Genomic DNA, 16,578 nt, shown 5'->3' with positions numbered 1-16,578 from the left:
GAAAACCCCGCTTCGGCGGGGTTTTTCGTTCTAGCGAACTTCAACTGGAGAAAATGATGAGCCAAGTCACCGTGCGTTCCGTGGTCTATCAGGTTGATGGCCAGTCTTATGAAAGCCGCCTGGCCTTTGATGCCAGCCACCAGGGCCCGCAGCCGGGCTTGCTGATGGCGCCGAACTGGATGGGTGTCAGCGCCGGGGCCGAAGAGATTGCCAAGGCCGTGGCCGGCAAGGGCTATGTGGTGTTGATCGCTGATCTCTACGGGCAACGTGTGCGTCCGCAAAACGGCGATGAAGCCGGCGCCGCGATGATGCCGCTGAAAAATGACCGGGCACTGCTGCGCAAGCGCATGCAGGCGGCGTTCGAACAACTGCAAGGTCAGTCGGAAGCGGCTGTCGATACTTCGAAGCTGGCCACGTTCGGCTTCTGTTTTGGTGGTTGCTGCTCCCTCGAGCTGGCGCGTACCGGTGCCCCGGTGAAAGCGGCGGTGTCGTTCCACGGCACCCTGGATACGCCGACCCCGGCCGATGCCAAGAACATCAGCGGTTCGGTGCTGGTGCTGCACGGCGCTGCCGACCCGCTGGTGGACAAGGCCCAGTTGCCGGCGTTCGAGGCGGAAATGGATGCGGCAGGCGTGGACTGGCAGCTGCTCAGCTACGGCGGTGCGGTGCATTCCTTCACCGACCCCCACGCCAACGTGCCGGGCAAAATGATGTATGACGCCAAGACCTCTGCCCGAGCTTTTACCGCCATGCACAACCTGCTGGATGAAGTGTTCAAGGGCTGATGCCTGATCGCCGGCAAGCGCGCTCCTACTGTAGGAACCGGCTTGCCGGCGATGCCGATAATCCGGCCGGCTCCAACCTCAAGCCTTGCTTCCCGGCAACTCGATCCGCTCAACCTCCCCTGGTACCCTTGGCCAATCCCCGGCCGCCCAGCGTCGGCGTGCGTCATCGATTCGTGCCGGGTCGCTGGCCACGAAGTTCCAGTTGATCCGCCGTGGCCCATCCAGCGGCGCACCGCCCAGGATCATCAGGTGGCACTCGGTTTCAGCAAACAGCGTGGCGCTGTCTCCCGCTGGCAGGACCACCAGCGAATGAGGTTCCAGCGTCTCGCCCTCCAACTGTGCTTCACCTTCCAGCACATACAGTGCGCGTTCCTGATGCTCATCGGGAATCAGCAGGCTGGTGGCGGTCTGCATCTGTACTTCGGCGTAGAGGGTGGGGGAGAGCACCGGCACCGGCGACTCCAGGCAGAAGCCTGAACCGGCGATCATACGGATGCGTACGCCGAGGTTATCGCTGACCGGCAAGCTGGTCGCCGGGTGATGGCTGTAATGCCCCGGCCCTTGTTCATGCTCCTTGGGCGAGGCCAGCCAGACTTGCAGGCCATGCAGGCTGAAGCCTTGGTCTCGGAGCGCCTGCGGGGTGCGTTCGACATGGGCGATGGCGCTGCCGGCAGTCATCCAGCTGACGTCCCCGGCTTGCACCACTTGGTCGGAGCCCAAGCTGTCCTTGTGCTGGATCTGCCCTTCGAACAGGTAGGTCAGGGTGGACAGGCCAATGTGCGGATGCTGGCGGATATTCATCCCATGCCCGGCCGGGTAGCGGGTGCTGAGCATGTGATCGAAGAATACGAAGGGCCCGACGCTGCGGCACTGAGCTGAAGGCAGTGGCCGAAGGATGGGTTGGCCTTCGACGTCTTCGGCGCGGGGACGGATTACCAGGGAAGTCGGCATGGCGGTATTCCAGGCTGGGCGGGTGATGCCGAGGAGCATAACCCGCTTCGACAGGCCTGGGCGTTATTGGCTGAAGGCGCCTTCGGAGAGATGGGTTTCGACCGTGACTTCGGCGCTGGTCATCAGTTTATGAATCGGGCAGCGGTCGGCCACACGGTGCAATTCGTCACGCTGGGCGTCGGTGAGCACGCCCTTGAGAGTGAGTTTGACGTGCAGGGCGTACAGGCCTTTCTGCTCTTGGCTATTGTCGTGCTTGACCTCCACCGTGACGCCGGTGAGCGGGATGTTCTTTTTCTGCGCATACAGCTTGAGGGTCAGCGCCTTGCAGGCCCCGAGGGCGGCGTCGAAGAAGTCATGGGGTTCCGGCGCCGATCCCTCGCCACCGGCGCTGACGGGCAGGTCGGCAAAGAGTTGATGGTCGTCGATCTGGATGCTGTGGCGAAAACCTTCGCTGGACTCGGTATTGACGGTGATGGTCATGGCAAACCTCGGGCAGTAATGGATGTCGGAACGGGCTTACTAAAGGTGCTGAAGTTATAGAGCATTCATCGCTGCGAGCGTTCCTCTTTTCTGAACCGCTGCTGGTGGCCGAGGGTCTATCCTGCTCGACCTTGCTGGAGATTGCCCCGTGCACTGGACTCACCTGACGGCTTTGCTGTTGTTGCTACCCGGCGCCTGGGTCCAGGCCGGTGACGATGTCCAGCGAAATAATCTGCCCAAGGGTTATGCCTACAGCGACGCGCACCTGCATTACGTGGATTTTTTCCAGGAGTCGGCCGGCATGGACAAGCTGCTCAAGGCCATGGACGACAATCGGATCGAGCATGTAATGATTTCCGGTATTCCGGTGGCCAAGAAATGGCATGAAGACGAGCCCAAGCGTCCCCGCTACTACGCCGGTGATGATGCCGACGCTTACTGGTACAGCGCCACCGATGTGCTGGTGGCGGCGGCGGTCAACCAGATGCCTGCGGAGCAGCGGCGGCGCTTTCATCCGTTTCTGTCGGGCTTCAACCCCAATGACAAGAACTCCGCCGCCCATATCCAGCGCATGCTGGACCTCAATCCGGGCTTTTGGCAGGGGCTGGGGGAGGTCTTTACCCGGCATGACGATCTCACCGCACTGACCTCCGGCGACACCCCCAGGGCCAACAACGAAGCCATGACCCGCATCTACCACCTGGCGGCGGAGAACGACCTGCCGGTGATGCTGCACTCCAACATCACCTCCAAGCGTGAACGCAACCCGCTGTACCTGGCGGAGATCGAAGAGCCGCTGCGCAATCATCCCCACACGCGATTCATCTGGGCCCACGCCGGGACCAGCATGGAAATCCACCGCCATCAGGTGCAGCTGGATTTTCTCCTGCCAACCCTGACGCGGCTGCTCGAGGCCTACCCCAATCTGTACGTGGACCTGTCCTGGAGCGTGCTCAGGCCTTACTTGCTGGACGATGCCGGCAAGCCCCGCCCTGAATGGCTGGCGCTGGTCCAGCGCTTTCCTGAGCGCTTTATGCTCGGCTCGGACGTGGTCGGGCGTTTCAACAAATTGGGCAAGGCCTTGACCGCCTTCGATCCATTTCTCGACGCCTTGCCCGAGGACGTGGCCCGCCGGGTGGCGCGGGATAACTTCCTGGCGATCCTGCCGCGCTCGGCCGCCCGATAAGGCCCGGCCCGGGGCTGCTGCGCGCCGCTGTGGGAATGTCATCAGCCTGTCATGCCTGCGTCATAGGCTCGCGCCATCTCAATCAAGGAGCGCGATATGCACCTCACTCGTTTAAGCGCACTGGCGGCGCTGATGCTGCTCAGTGGCCTGGCCTCTGCCGAAGTTCACGTTGAAGGCCCGGTGGAATACGGCGTGTTTGAAGGCCCCAAGGCCCAATTGCAGTCCGGCGAGCGGGTGTTGCGCCGCAACAACGAAGCCATCCTGCAGACCGAGGTGGTGCCGGCCAAGCTGGGGACCAAGTTCGGCATGCGTTATCAGTTGGTGGGTAAAGTGGCCGAGGATGTGCCCTTGACCCTGCTGTATTTCACCCCGGGCATCCGCACCGCCGATGGCCTGCGCCACGACAAGTTTGAAGTGACTCAGAAGCTGGTGCCGGGTGCGCCTCAGGAAGTCATGGCCTACGAATTCACCGAAAGCCATGAGGTGGTGCCCGGTGAGTGGCGTTTTATGGTGTTCCAAGGGGACCGTTTGTTGGCCCAGCAGCGTTTCACCGTGCGCTGAATCGTTTTACGCCCAAGTATCGAAGTGCTTGGGCGGTTTGATATCACGTTTTCGTCTTACGCAAATTTTCCAAGGGCCGATACCTTCTAAAGCAGCCGACTGCATGGACGATGCAGTGCTCTTGGAAGGAACCAGAGAATGAGCCTAAGAAATCTTAATATTGCACCCCGTGCCGGCCTGGGTTTTGGGTTGTTGGCGCTGATGGTGTTTGGCCTCGGGGCGTTCGCCCTGATGCAGATGGCCAATATGCGCCAGCAGTCCGAAGCGGTAGAGCGCAACTGGCTACCCAGCGTGATGGCGGTGGGCGAGATGAGTCAGGATCTGTTACGGATTCGTGCCTTGACCCTGCGCCTGCTGATCAATCGCGACCCCCAGTCGGTGACACAGAACACCAGCAAGATCGCTGAGATCAAGACCGGCTTGAGCGCCGCCCAGGCGCGTTATGAAGCCTTGATTGTCCTGCCCCGTGAGCGTGAGCTGTTCGATCGCTTCAAGGTCATCGAGCAGCAGTACCTGGAACGCCAGGAGCAGGTGATGGCCCACTCCAGCCAGAACCAGCTGGAAGAGGCGGCCAAGGTGGTCAACGGCGAGATGAACCAGTTGGCCGACCAGATGGCGGCGACCCTGTACGACCTGACCGAACTGAACAAGCAAAGCGCGACCCAGGCTACTGACCTGGCTCGGGCGGTGTTCAGCAGTTCCCGGGTCTGGGTGGTGGTGATGATCGCCGTGGCGGCGCTGATCACTATTGGCCTGGCGCTGGTGTTGACCCGCAGCATTGTGCGGCCTTTGGTGCAGTCACTGGGTGTCGCCGAAGTGGTGGCGAGCGGCGACCTGACCGCTGTGATCCAGGTCGAGGGCAAGGATGAGCCGGCACGCCTGCAGCAAGCCCTCAAGGTCATGCAACAGAGCCTGCGCGATACCATCCGGCGCATCTCCGACTCCTCCAGCCAGTTGGCCTCGGCCTCGGAAGAGCTCAGCAGTGTCACTGAAGATGCCACCCGCGGCCTGCACCAGCAGAGCCTGGAGATCGAGCAGGCGGCCACGGCGGTGAACCAGATGACCGCGGCGGTGGAGGAGGTGGCGAGCAATGCGGTGGCCACCTCCGAAGCGTCCCGGGAGTCCGACCGGATTGCCCAGCACGGTCGCCAACAGGTGCAGCAGACAGTGTCATCGATTCAATCCCTGGCCGAGGACGTGACCGCCAACGCCAGCCAGGTCGAAGACTTGGCGCAGAAGGTCTATGGCATCAGCAAGGTGCTGGAAGTGATTCGCTCCATCGCTGAGCAGACCAACTTGCTGGCGTTGAATGCGGCAATCGAGGCGGCGCGGGCTGGTGATGCCGGTCGGGGTTTTGCCGTGGTGGCGGACGAGGTACGGGCCCTGGCTCATCGCACCCAGCAGTCGACCCGGGAAATCGAACAGATGATCAGTGGCATTCAACAGGGCACGGACCTGGCGGTCAGCTCGATGCAGCAGAGCAACAGTCGCGCCCACTCGACCCTGGAGGTGGCCAGGGCAGCGGGGCAGGCCCTGGAAGACATCGCCTCGGCGTTCACCCTGATCAACGAGCGCAACCTGGTGATTGCCAGCGCCTCGGAACAGCAGGCGGCAGTGGCCAGGGAGGTGGACCGTAATCTGATGAATATTCGTGATTTGGCGTTGCAGACATCGGCGGGTGCCAATCAGACCAGCGCAGCCAGCCACGAGCTGTCGCGGTTGGCGGTGGACCTGAATAGCATGGTGGCGCGGTTTTCGGTGTAGGAGGGGAGCTGCTGCCAGTGACAAGCTTCAAGCCCCAAGCAGGCGAGCTGCTTTAGGCTTGAAGCTTGTGGCTTACCGTTTGTAGCTTATTTCCAGCGTTTCAGGACCAGGGTGGCGTTGGTGCCACCGAAGCCGAAGCTGTTGCTCATTACGGTGTCGATTTTTGCGTTTTCAACGGTCTTGGTCAGGATCGGCATATCGGCGACGACCGGATCGATCTCGTCGATGTTGGCCGAACCGGCCATGAAGTTGCCTTCCATCATCAGCAAGCAGTAGATCGCTTCGTGAACGCCAGCGGCGCCCAGGGAGTGACCCGACAGGCTCTTGGTGGAGCTGATGGCTGGAGCCTTGTCGCCGAATACCGCACGCACGCCTTCCATTTCCTTGGCATCACCGACCGGAGTCGAGGTGCCGTGGGTGTTCAGGTAGTCGATCGGGGTATCCACGGTGGACATGGCCATCTGCATGCAGCGGATGGCGCCTTCGCCGCTTGGTGCGACCATGTCGTAGCCGTCGGAAGTGGCGCCGTAGCCGACGATTTCCGCGTAGATCTTCGCGCCACGGGCCAGAGCGTGTTCCAGCTCCTCGACCACCACCATGCCGCCACCGCCGGCGATGACGAAGCCGTCACGCTTGGCGTCGTAGGCGCGGGAGGCCTTTTCCGGGGTTTCGTTGTACTGGGTGGACAGTGCGCCCATGGCGTCGAACAGGAACGACTGGCTCCAATGTTCTTCTTCACCGCCGCCGGCGAATACGATGTCCTGCTTGCCCAGCTGGATCTGCTCGACCGCAGTACCAATGCAGTGGGCACTGGTGGCGCAAGCGGAGGAGATCGAGTAGTTCACGCCCTTGATCTGGAACGGGGTGGCCAGGCAGGCGGAAACGGTGCTGCCCATGGTCCGCGTGACGCGGTACGGGCCAACACGCTTGACGCCTTTTTCGCGCAGGATATCCAGCGCTTCCATCTGGTTCAGGGTGGACGCGCCACCCGAACCGGCGATCAGGCCGGTGCGCACGTTCGATACCTGGTCTTCGCTCAGGCCGGAGTCGGCGATGGCGTCTTTCATGGCCAGGTAGGCGTAGGCAGCAGCGTGGCCGACGAAGCGGTAGATCTTGCGATCGATCAGTTCTTCGAGGGGCAGGTCAATGGAGCCGGAAACCTGGCTACGCAGACCCATTTCGGCATATTCCGGGTTGAAGCGGATGCCAGGGCGACTTGCACGCAGGTTAGCGGAGACGGTCTCTTTGTCATTGCCCAGGCACGAAACGATGCCCAGACCAGTGATAACGACGCGGCGCATGCGGATAACCCTTAGAAGTTGTCAGTGGAGGTGAAGACGCCGACCCGAAGGCCTTCGGCGGTGTAGATTTCGCGGCCGTCGACGCTGACCGAACCATCGGCGATGGCCATGTTCAGCTTGCCTTTGAGGACGCGCTTGATGTGAATGTTATAGGTGACTTTCTTGGCGGTCGGCAGCACTTGGCCGAAGAATTTCACTTCGCCCGAGCCCAGCGCACGGCCGCGGCCCGGCAGGCCTTGCCAGCCGAGGAAGAAACCGACCAGTTGCCACATGGCATCCAGGCCCAGGCAGCCCGGCATCACCGGATCACCTTCGAAGTGGCAGGCGAAGAACCACAGGTCTGGAGTGATATCCAGCTCGGCGACCAACTCACCTTTGCCGTACTTGCCACCCTCTTCACTGATATGGGTGATGCGATCCACCATCAGCATGTTCGGGGCGGGCAGTTGCGCGTTACCTGGGCCGAACAGCTCACCGCGACTGCAGCGCAGCAGGTCTTCCCGAGTAAAGGCGTTTTGTTTGGTCATGCGAGCTCCTCAATAGTCCCATGCGGCAGGTGGGGCAAATCTTCCCGGCCGATCGAAGCGTTCATGCCTCGAGCCGGCAGCCTACTCATAGACTATTGCGTTGTGGTGAAAGTCACAGCACAAGGAACATGAATGTACACTTGTGCACTGAAATTTTTTGACCGGCCCGTTTCCGGGTCCGTTCGGGTGCCTAAGACTGCCGCACTTTCGCCCATCACGCCAGTCGCAGATGGTCGAAAACTGCCAGCTATTGCACCCAGCGCTGGAGAATTTGCTGCAGGTCCGCGCGTTTGAAAGGCTTGGCCAGGTAATCGCTCATGCCCGCGGAGAGGCAGGTTTCTCGGTCGCCCTGCAAGGCGTTGGCGGTCAGGGCAATGATCGGCAGATCGGCGCAGCCGGGCAGTTGGCGGATTTGCCGGGTGGCTTCGTAGCCATCGATCAGCGGCAAGCGGCAATCCATCAGGATCGCTTCGAAGATCAGGCTCTCCGCGCTGCGAATGGCCTGGGCGCGTCGCTGGCGATGCTCACATTGAAGCCCAGGCTGCGCAGCATGGCCTGGATCACTGTCTGGTTGACCGGATTGTCCTCCACCAGCAGCACGTTGCGCCCTTCGCCGTGGGTATCGCTGCTGGGTACGCGGGGTGCCAGTGCCGGCGGGTTGTGCTGGAACAGCGCCAGGGGTATCTCCAGGGTAAACACCGAACCGCGGCCTTCTTCGCTCTGGGCGCGCAGGGTGCCGCCCATGCGCTCGGCCAGGGTGCGGGCGATCGGCAGCCCCAGGCCGGTGCCGCCGTAACGCCGGGAAATCGAGCTGTCGGCCTGCTGGAAGGCATTGAACATCAGCTCCAGGCTGTCCGCGCTGATGCCGATCCCGCTGTCGCGCACGCTGCAGGTGAACCACAGCAACTCATGGTCCAGGGTCTGCCAGTGCGGCTCGACGGTGACGCTGCCGCGTTCGGTGAATTTCAAGGCGTTGCCGATCAGGTTGACCAGGATCTGGCGGATCCGCGTCGGGTCGCCCTTGACCTGCAACGACGCCATCCCTGGGGGCAGGCGCAGTTGCAGGTCGAGGCCACGTTGCGCCGCGCTGTGCTGGAAGGCCTGGGCCGAACTGACGATCAACTCGCCCAGGTTGAACGGGATATGTTCCAGCTCCAGGGCCGAACGCTCGATGCGCGAGAAGTCGAGGATGTCGTTGATGACCTTCAGCAAGTGCTCGGTGGATTCCGAGGCCAGGGCCGCGTATTCGCTCTGCTCCTGGGTCATCTCGGTGGTTTCCAGCAATTGCAGCATGCCCAGCACGCCGTTCATCGGTGTGCGCAGTTCGTGGCTCATCATGGCCAGGAAGTCCGACTTGGCCTTGTTCGCTCGCTCCGCTTCTTCGCGGGTCTGGATCAACTGGGCCATGGCTTGTTGCTGTTCCTGGCTGGCCTGTTCGAGGCCAGCGGCGAGGTTGTTGATGTGCCGCGCCAAGTCCCCCAGCTCGGCGTCATCGACGATCGGCAAGGGCGTCTTGAAGTCGCCTTCCTGGATCGCCTTGACCGCCTGGCCCATGGCGCTGATGGGCTGCGACAGGCTGGACGCCAGGCGGCGTGCCAGGAGAAAGGTGAACAGCAGGGCGCAGAGCGCCAGCACCGCGGCCTTGAGGACGATCTCCTGCTGGCGTTCGCTGAAGGCGTCATTCGACATGCCGACGATCACTCGGCCCAGGTAACCGTCGCCCGAGGTGGGGACGTTGACGTCGTCGTTCTGGAAAAAGTCGTTGTGCAGTTGAATCCGCTGCAGCCGCACCGGGGCCTGGAAGACTTTGACCTGCTGCGCACGGCGGTGGTTGGCCGAGGGTTGCTCGACGTACACCAGAATATTGTTGGCACTGTCCTGGACTTCGAGAAAGTGCACGTGGGGCGTGGCCAGGGTGGCTTTGAGCAGGCTTTCCAGGCCTTCGCTGTTGCCGGAAATCACCCCGTATTCGGTAGCCGGTGCCAGTTGGTTGGCGATCAGTTGGCCCGTGTGGTTGAGCTCCTGGCGCAAGTCCTGGATCCGCACGAAGGTGAAGAAGCTGATCAACAGCAAGGTCAGCAGCAGGGCCGGGCCAAGGCTGATGATCTGGGTACGGGTGTGGATATCCCAATGGCGTCGGAAGGTCATGGGCGGGTTTCTCCTTCTGCCAGCCGGGTCGCGACCTGGCCTGGGTCAATCTCTTCGATACCCAGCGAGCGGGCCACTTGTGGGTTGCTCAACACCTTGAAGTGTCGTGGGTACAGCGAGCGTGGCCAGTGCGTGGGCGGCTGGTCAAGCAGGTCGTGGAGGGTCAGCAGCCAATCCTGTTGGTCGCTGTAGGTGCTGGCCAGGCTGCCCGCCTTGACGAATGCGGCATCAGGGCCGACCAGCGCCAACTGTCGGGCGTAGCTGCTGAGCAGCAGGTTCTTGGCGGTCTTGGGGTTGAACAGGTTCGGGTCGTCCAGCCCCAGCAGTACGTCGCTGCTTTTCAGCAAGTCTTGCAGCGGGCGGCTGTCGTAAGGGTTGTCCCAGCGTTTGCCGACGATCTCCAGGCCCAGGCGCTTGGCCTCGGGTTGCAGCTCCTTGAGCAGGAACTGGCTGTCGGCGCCGTACAACACGCCGACGCGCCGGGCCTGGGGCAGGATGGCGCGGATCAGGCGCAGTTGGCGTCCCAGGGGCGGGTCGCTCCACAGCAGGCTCAAGCGTTGCCAGGCCGGGCCCTGAGGGCGGGCCTGGGCCTGCAAGCGGCTGATGCGCAACACCAGCGTCATCGGGCCATGGGCATCCTGCAGGCGCCAGTCGAGGCTGTCGCTGTCCAGCAGAATCAGGCGTGTGGCCGGGGGCAGCTTGCTGGCGGCGGGCAGGTCGTGCAGCGGTACAAAGCGCACGGTGTCGGCCGGGCGCTGTGCGGCCAGGGCCTGGGTGAAGGCCTGGACGCCGGCATTGTCTTCGCCACCGGTCAACAGCACCTCGGCGGCCCGGCTCGGCAGCACCAGCAGCAGGCTGGCCAGCAACAGCAGGCCGGCCACGAGCGTGCGGCCCGGGGCAGGCGTCATCCTTGGCTGGCCTGGGCGCATGCTAGAGCTCCAGCTCCGCACTGAAATAGACCACGTGACGCTGTTCGTAGTGGTTGTCGATAAAGGTGGTGGGCTGGTGGTCCAGGCGTTGCTGCAGCATGCCGGCCAGTTCCAGGTTGCCTCGGCCCAGCCTGAAACGCTTGGCGATACGGCTGTCGACGCGTTCGAAACGGTAGCCGTTGAGGGCGTTGTCGCCGTAGTAAAAGAGGGCGCTGGACCAGCCACGGCCCCAGTTGCGCATCCAGCCTGCCGAGCCGCTGTGGCTGGCGGTCAGGCGCTGGTCCAGGGGGTTGCTGGCGTCGGCGTGGACATAGGCGTAGGTCAGGCGCAGCCGGTCGGCCCAGCTCAGGCGCCAGTCCAGTTGGGTTTCGGCGCCGGAGAAGCGTGCCGAGTTGCCGTTGCTGGCGATGTACTGGTTGTTGCGCAAGGGTTCGCTGACCATGCCGCTGATTTCGTCATGGAACAGCTTCACGTCGAGGTTGAGCCCCAGGTCGACGAAGAAACCGTTGTAGCCCAGCTCGCGGGAGCGCATGTGCTCCTGGTCGAGGTTGCCCGGGCCCCGGGTCTTGACGAAGTATTCGGCGCTGGATTGGCCGGCGACCCTGGGTGTCAGCTCGGTGACCCGATAGCTCCAGTTGACGTTGTTCTCGAACATGTCTGGCGAGCGAATGGCCTCGGAGTACACCGCCCGCAGGCCATGGCGCGGGTTGATCAGGTAATTGATCGCCACCCTCGGGGTCAGGGAGTCGCCGGTCAATCGGGTGTCTTCGTACATTGCCCCGCCCTGGAGCAGCCAGTGCTCGCTGGCCCGCCATTCTAGATGGCCGAACGCGCGCCACGTGGTGTCATCGAGAGTGCCATTGAAGTAGGTCTCGGAATCGGCCCGGTCGTAACGATAGTTCATGCCGCTGACCAGCCGCAGGCTGTCGGACAGGCTCAGGGTGTCTTGCAACTCCAGGTCATAGCGCGACTCTCGGGCGCTCTGGTCGATGACGCCGCACACCGTGTCTTTGCCACCCGCCTGCCACTGGGCGATGACCTGATTCCCCAGGTCGCGCTCTGCGGTGCTGCCGGCGGGGGCTCCGGGGCCGATAAAACTGCCGATGTTGCGCACCAGGCGCTCGGCGTAGTTCGGGTTGAGTTGCCACAGGCGTGTCAGCTCGGGGCTGAAGGACAGGGCGGCGTCACAGGCCCGCCAGGTCTGCTGTCGATCCCAGTGTTGGGCCGAGCCCTGTATATAAAGGCTGTGCTCCGGGTTCAGCTCCAGGTTCCAGCGCACTGAACCGGCGTAGTCCTTGGCGATCACATCGGAGTTGTTGCCGGCGTCGGTGATGCCGGCAAACACCGGGCGATAGGTATAGGGTCGTTGGTTGGTGCCGTCTTTGGCGTTCAGTTGCCAGTCCAGGCTCTGCTGCTCATCGAGGGTCTGGCTGACAGCCAGGTTGAAGCGGTTCAGGCGCCTGCTGTCGCGATAATCGGCGCCGTTGCGGTCGGTGTCGAAGCCGTCGTCTTCCTGGCCGGACAACGACAGACGCAGGGCGCCGCCGTCCCAGGCGCTGCCCTGGCTGGCGTACCAGTCGCTGATGCCGCGCTGGCCACGGGTGACCTTGAACCTTGTGCCGTGGCTGTCGGCCGGTGCGCGGGTGATGATATTGACCACCGCCATCAGCGCATTGGCCCCGTAGCTGACGGTGTTGGGGCCGCGAAACACCTCGATACGCTCGACGTCCTCCAGGGCCACCGGGATGTCACTCCAGTCCACGGTGGCCAGGCCCGCGCGATACACCGAGCGACCGTCGATCAGCACCTGCATGCGTCGCGCTTCGCTGGCATTGCTGCCGTGGTAGTTCACCGCTGCCTGGTTACCATTGATGGCGCCGACCATCATTCCCGGCACCAGCCGCAGCAACTCGCTGATGTCCCGGGCGCCGCTGGCCTCGATCAGTTCGCTGTCGATCAGGGTCATGCTGCCGGGTACGGCCGCCGGCGACTGTTTCAGGCGGGTAGCCGTGAGTACCTGCGGCAAAGGCAGGTGCCGGAGAAACAGATCGTCGGCCAGCACCAAGGGGCTGAACATCAGCGCCAGCAGCAACGAAGGGCGGGAAGGTCCTGAGTACAAGGTGCAGCCTAGAATCCAGGGAATGGGCGCGCATGTTAACCGAGATGGTCGAGTTTTCCAGTCGAGAAGGCCGACATTCCCCGGCTGTTCTCGACAAGTGCGCGAATCGTTGTGGGGGCTGGTGGTCGCAGGGCTGCCCCGTATAATGCGCCATCGCCACTGGTATGGATTGACGGATTGCATATGACTGAACAGCACCCTATCGCGGTCCTGGGAGGCGGAAGTTTTGGTACCGCCGTGGCCAATCTGCTGGCCGAGAACGGTCATCAGGTGCGGCAATGGATGCGTGATCCCGAGCAGGCCGAGGCCATTCGGGTCAATCGCGAGAATCCGCGCTACCTCAAAGGCATCAAGATCCACCCGGCGGTGGAGCCGGTCACGGATCTGCTGGCCACCCTCAATCAGTGCGACTTGTGCTTTGTCGCCTTGCCCTCCAGCGCCCTGCGCACGGTGCTGGCGCCCCACGCCGAGTTGCTCGGCGGCAAGCTGCTGGTCAGCCTGACCAAAGGCATCGAGGCCCAGAGCTTCAAATTGATGAGCGAGATCCTCCAGGACATCGCCCCGCAAGCGCGGATCGGTGTGCTGTCGGGGCCGAACCTGGCGCGGGAAGTGGCCGAGCACGCCCTGACCGCCACCGTGGTCGCCAGTGAAGACGAAGAACTCTGCCAGCGCGTCCAGGCGGCGTTGCATGGCCGGACCTTCCGCGTCTATGCCAGTGCCGACCGTTTTGGTGTCGAACTGGGCGGTGCGCTGAAGAACGTCTACGCGATCATCGCCGGCATGGCGGTCGCCCTGGGCATGGGCGAGAACACCAAGAGCATGTTGATTACCCGGGCCCTGGCCGAGATGACTCGCTTTGCCGTGAGCCAGGGTGCCAACCCCATGACTTTCCTCGGCCTGGCCGGCGTGGGCGATTTGATCGTCACCTGTTCTTCGCCCAAAAGCCGTAACTACCAGGTCGGTTTCGCCCTGGGCCAGGGTTTGAGCCTGGACGAGGCGGTGACCCGTCTCGGCGAAGTGGCCGAGGGCGTCAACACCCTTAAGGTACTCAAGGTCAAGGCGCAGGAACTGGGGGTGTACATGCCGCTGGTGGCCGGGCTGCATGCGATTTTGTTTGAAGGGCGTACCCTGAACCAGGTGATCGAGTTGCTGATGCGTGGCGAGCCGAAAACCGACGTCGACTTTATTTCCACCAGTGGCTTCAACTGAGTGGCACAGGAGCGAGACATGAACGATACGAATCCCGAAGGCAAATACGAGTCCATCCTCCTGCGTGTGTTGTGGATGCTGGTGTACCTGCTGGTCTGGCAAGTGGCGCAGTTCATCCTCGGTGCCCTGGTGCTGGTGCAACTGATTTATCGCCTGATCTACAGCGCGCCCAGCGCCAGCATGATGAATTTCGGCGACAGCCTGAGCCAGTTCCTGGCGCAGATCGGCCGTTTCGGCAGCTTCCATAGTGACCAGAAACCGTGGCCATTCGCCGATTGGCCGACGCCCCGTGCACCTGAAGGCGAAGCTCCCCATAGCGTGCCGCCCGCGCCTCACCCGGCCCGTGACGAGGAGCCCAAGCTATGAAGCTCTGGGTACTGCGCCACGGTGAAGCCGAGTCCCAGGCCCGCAGCGATGCCGAGCGCAACCTGACCGAGCATGGCCGCAAGGAAGTGCTCGAGAGTGCTGCGCAGCTGATCGGCCAGCCCATCGGCGCGATCCTCGCCAGCCCCTATGTGCGGGCCCAGCAGACGGCGCAATTGGTGCGCGAAGCCCTGGGGTTTGCCGGCGAGATCCGCACCGTGTCCTGGCTGACCCCCGAGAGCAATCCCTTGGCCGCCCTGGAACAGCTCAACAGCGCCGACAACCTGCTGCTGGTCAGCCACCAACCTTTGGTGGGCAGCCTGATCAGCCTGCTGCAGTACGGCCATCTGCGCAGCCCGCAGCCGATGGGCACCGCCAGCCTCGCCGAGCTGGAAGGTGACTGGCCATTGGCCGGGCTGATGAGCCTCAACCAGGTTCACCACGTTTGAAACCTGCCGCCGCAGCATGGCGGCCGGCTACATTTCTTCACTTGCAGCGCCCCTTTGTGCGTGAAATAGTCAGCCAAGCAAGTGCTTGGTTGGTCATCTCACGGTCAGAATAAAAACAAAGGAGCGCGTCGCATGTCTGCCGCTTTTCGTTTGCCGCTGGAAGTGTTCTACGAGCGTGAAGCTCGCCATCCCCGCCAACGTTTCCTGGTCCAGCCTTCAAGCGGAGGGCAGGTCGAGGAACTGAGCTGGGCGGATGTCGGCCACCAGGCGCGTTGCGCCGCTCACTGGCTACGGGCGCAGGAACTGCCCCAGGGCAGTCACGTCGCGATTATTTCCAAGAACTGTGCCCACTGGATCATTGCCGACCTGGCGATCTGGATGGCCGGCCATGTGTCGGTGCCCTTGTACCCCAACCTCACCGCCGAATCGGTGGCGCAGGTGCTTGAGCATTCCGAGTCGGCCCTGGTGTTTATCGGCAAGCTGGACGACTGGCCGGGCATGGCGGCCGGGGTCCGGCCCGGGCTGCCGACCATCAGCCTGCCGCTGCATCCTCCAGGTGATTTCGACTTCAGTTGGGACGACTTGCAGCGCAGCTCGCCGATCCAGGACAACCCCAGCCCCGCCGCTGAACAGTTGGCAACCATTATCTACACCTCCGGCACCACCGGGCTGCCCAAGGGGGTGATGCACAGCTTTGGCAACCTGGGTTTTGCTGCCACCCACGGGGCCCAGTTGTTCCAGTTGGGCCCCTCTGATCGCTTGTTGTCGTATTTGCCGCTGTGCCATGTGGCCGAACGCATGTTTGTCGAGATGGCGGCGATCTACACCGGGCAAACGGTGTTCTTCGCCGAGAGCCTGGAGACCTTCCTCACCGATCTGAAACGCGCCCGGCCCACCGCGTTGTTCGGCGTGCCGCGGATCTGGAGCAAGTTCCAGATGGGGGTCTACGCCAAGGTCCCGGCCAAGCGTTTGGACTGGCTCCTGGGGCTGCCGCTGATCGGCAAGCGGGTTGGCCAGCGGGTGCTCGCCGGGCTCGGCCTGGACGCCTTGCGCGTAGCCCTTTCCGGGGCGGCACCTGTGCCCCAGAGCCTGCTTCACTGGTATCAGCGCCTGGGCCTGGATGTGCTGGAGGTGTATGGCATGACCGAAAGCTGCGGGTACTCCCACATCGGTCGCAGTGGCGAGTACGTGCCCGGCTGGATCGGCCGGCCGTGCCCGCAGGTGGACGTGCGCATCGATGCTGCGGGCGAAGTGCTGGTGCGCAGCGGGGCCACCATGCTCGGTTACTACAAGGACCCGCAGAAGACCGCCGAGACCCTCACCGAAGATGGCTTCCTGCGTACCGGGGACAAGGGCGAGCAGGATGCCCAGGGGCGCTTGCGCCTGACCGGTCGGATCAAGGAAATCTTCAAGACCAGCAAAGGCAAATACGTGGCCCCGGCGCCGATCGAGAACCGCCTGGCGGTGCATTCACGGATCGAGCAGGTGTGCGTGGTTGGCGACGGCCTGAGTGCGCCCCTGGGGCTTTGCGTGCTCTCGGCCGTTGGATGGCAGGAGGCCTCCAGCGCTGCCCGCAACGGCCTGCAGCGCAGCCTGGAGACCTTGCTGGCCGAGGTCAATGGCGCCTTGGACAAACATGAGCGCTTGCACCGCCTGGTGGTGGTGAAGGACAGTTGGGCGGTGGAAAACGGCTTTCTCACACCCACGCTGAAGATCAAGCGCAATGTGATCGAGGCCCGCTATGGCGAGCGCTTCCAGGCGTGGAGCGAGCACAGCGAGGCCGTGCTGTGGCAGGATTGAACCCGA

At 63.0% G+C, this 16,578-nt stretch carries 14 protein-coding genes and 2 pseudogenes; 9 read left to right on the top strand and 7 right to left on the bottom strand.

Annotated elements, in window-relative coordinates:
* Positions 1 to 56 precede the first annotated feature (56 nt).
* Complete coding sequence (locus M1B34_RS30315) at positions 57 to 785, top strand: dienelactone hydrolase family protein (RefSeq protein ID WP_123330252.1); 729 nt, start codon at positions 57 to 59, stop codon at positions 783 to 785.
* 78 nt (positions 786 to 863) lie between these two features.
* On the opposite strand, the gene M1B34_RS30310 is transcribed toward M1B34_RS30315, so the two are convergent.
* On the bottom strand, positions 864 to 1,736 hold the full coding sequence (locus M1B34_RS30310) for a pirin family protein (RefSeq protein WP_268267046.1): 873 nt from the start codon (positions 1,734 to 1,736) through the stop codon (positions 864 to 866).
* 63 nt (positions 1,737 to 1,799) lie between these two features.
* Positions 1,800 to 2,216, bottom strand: a complete 417-nt coding sequence (locus tag M1B34_RS30305; RefSeq protein WP_123330256.1) for an OsmC family protein — start codon at positions 2,214 to 2,216, stop codon at positions 1,800 to 1,802.
* Positions 2,217 to 2,394: 178 nt separating this feature from the next.
* Here M1B34_RS30305 and M1B34_RS30300 point away from each other — a divergent pair, with 178 nt between their 5' ends.
* The 4 genes and pseudogenes from M1B34_RS30300 (at position 2,395) to M1B34_RS34340 (ending at position 5,727) form a co-directional block, all read left to right on the top strand.
* A complete protein-coding gene (locus tag M1B34_RS30300; protein WP_425273559.1) occupies positions 2,395 to 3,402 on the top strand; it encodes an amidohydrolase family protein in 1,008 nt (335 codons plus the stop codon).
* A gap of 96 nt (positions 3,403 to 3,498) precedes the next feature.
* A complete protein-coding gene (locus M1B34_RS30295; RefSeq protein WP_268263342.1) occupies positions 3,499 to 3,963 on the top strand; it encodes a DUF3859 domain-containing protein in 465 nt (154 codons plus the stop codon).
* Positions 3,964 to 4,101: 138 nt separating this feature from the next.
* Positions 4,102 to 4,872: pseudogene (locus M1B34_RS34345) on the top strand (MCP four helix bundle domain-containing protein); the annotation flags it as partial.
* Positions 4,864 to 5,727 carry a methyl-accepting chemotaxis protein gene (locus M1B34_RS34340; RefSeq protein ID WP_425273446.1) on the top strand — a complete coding sequence of 288 codons (864 nt, stop codon included), beginning with the start codon at positions 4,864 to 4,866 and terminating at the stop codon, positions 5,725 to 5,727. The pseudogene M1B34_RS34345 and the gene M1B34_RS34340, both read left to right, overlap by 9 nt.
* 86 nt (positions 5,728 to 5,813) lie before the next feature.
* Here the strand turns inward: M1B34_RS34340 and fabB are convergent, their stop codons facing one another.
* The 5 genes and pseudogenes from fabB to M1B34_RS30265 all read right to left on the bottom strand — a co-directional run bounded on the left by fabB (position 5,814) and on the right by M1B34_RS30265 (position 12,751).
* Positions 5,814 to 7,028: a beta-ketoacyl-ACP synthase I gene (fabB, locus tag M1B34_RS30285; RefSeq protein ID WP_123330264.1), complete on the bottom strand. Its 1,215-nt coding sequence runs from the start codon at positions 7,026 to 7,028 to the stop codon at positions 5,814 to 5,816.
* Positions 7,029 to 7,039: 11 nt separating this feature from the next.
* Positions 7,040 to 7,555: a 3-hydroxyacyl-[acyl-carrier-protein] dehydratase FabA gene (fabA, locus tag M1B34_RS30280; protein ID WP_011060067.1), complete on the bottom strand. Its 516-nt coding sequence runs from the start codon at positions 7,553 to 7,555 to the stop codon at positions 7,040 to 7,042.
* Between the two features lie 247 nt (positions 7,556 to 7,802).
* Positions 7,803 to 9,703: pseudogene (locus tag M1B34_RS30275) on the bottom strand (ATP-binding protein).
* On the bottom strand, positions 9,700 to 10,611 hold the full coding sequence (locus M1B34_RS30270) for an ABC transporter substrate-binding protein (protein WP_268263340.1): 912 nt from the start codon (positions 10,609 to 10,611) through the stop codon (positions 9,700 to 9,702). Before M1B34_RS30270 ends, M1B34_RS30275 begins: the two are co-directional and overlap by 4 nt.
* A gap of 22 nt (positions 10,612 to 10,633) precedes the next feature.
* Positions 10,634 to 12,751, bottom strand: a complete 2,118-nt coding sequence (locus M1B34_RS30265; protein WP_268267044.1) for a TonB-dependent receptor plug domain-containing protein — start codon at positions 12,749 to 12,751, stop codon at positions 10,634 to 10,636.
* Positions 12,752 to 12,934: 183 nt separating this feature from the next.
* On the opposite strand from M1B34_RS30265, the gene M1B34_RS30260 reads away from it, so the two are divergent.
* The 4 genes from M1B34_RS30260 to M1B34_RS30245 all read left to right on the top strand — a co-directional run bounded on the left by M1B34_RS30260 (position 12,935) and on the right by M1B34_RS30245 (position 16,572).
* Positions 12,935 to 13,960: an NAD(P)H-dependent glycerol-3-phosphate dehydrogenase gene (locus M1B34_RS30260; protein ID WP_123330270.1), complete on the top strand. Its 1,026-nt coding sequence runs from the start codon at positions 12,935 to 12,937 to the stop codon at positions 13,958 to 13,960.
* Between the two features lie 18 nt (positions 13,961 to 13,978).
* On the top strand, positions 13,979 to 14,326 hold the full coding sequence (locus M1B34_RS30255) for a DUF4389 domain-containing protein (protein ID WP_268263338.1): 348 nt from the start codon (positions 13,979 to 13,981) through the stop codon (positions 14,324 to 14,326).
* Entirely contained in the window at positions 14,323 to 14,772 is a 450-nt protein-coding gene (gene sixA / locus M1B34_RS30250) for a phosphohistidine phosphatase SixA (protein WP_268267043.1), read from the top strand. Before M1B34_RS30255 ends, sixA begins: the two co-directional genes overlap by 4 nt.
* A 132-nt stretch (positions 14,773 to 14,904) precedes the next feature.
* Positions 14,905 to 16,572: an AMP-binding protein gene (locus M1B34_RS30245; protein WP_268267042.1), complete on the top strand. Its 1,668-nt coding sequence runs from the start codon at positions 14,905 to 14,907 to the stop codon at positions 16,570 to 16,572.
* Positions 16,573 to 16,578: the final 6 nt, after the last annotated feature.

Origin of the sequence: Pseudomonas morbosilactucae (assembly GCF_023241715.1) — a bacterium.
Lineage (GTDB): Bacteria > Pseudomonadota > Gammaproteobacteria > Pseudomonadales > Pseudomonadaceae > Aquipseudomonas > Aquipseudomonas morbosilactucae.
Note: the sequence above shows the minus strand (reverse complement) of the source record. Positions and strands in the feature narration are given on the sequence as shown.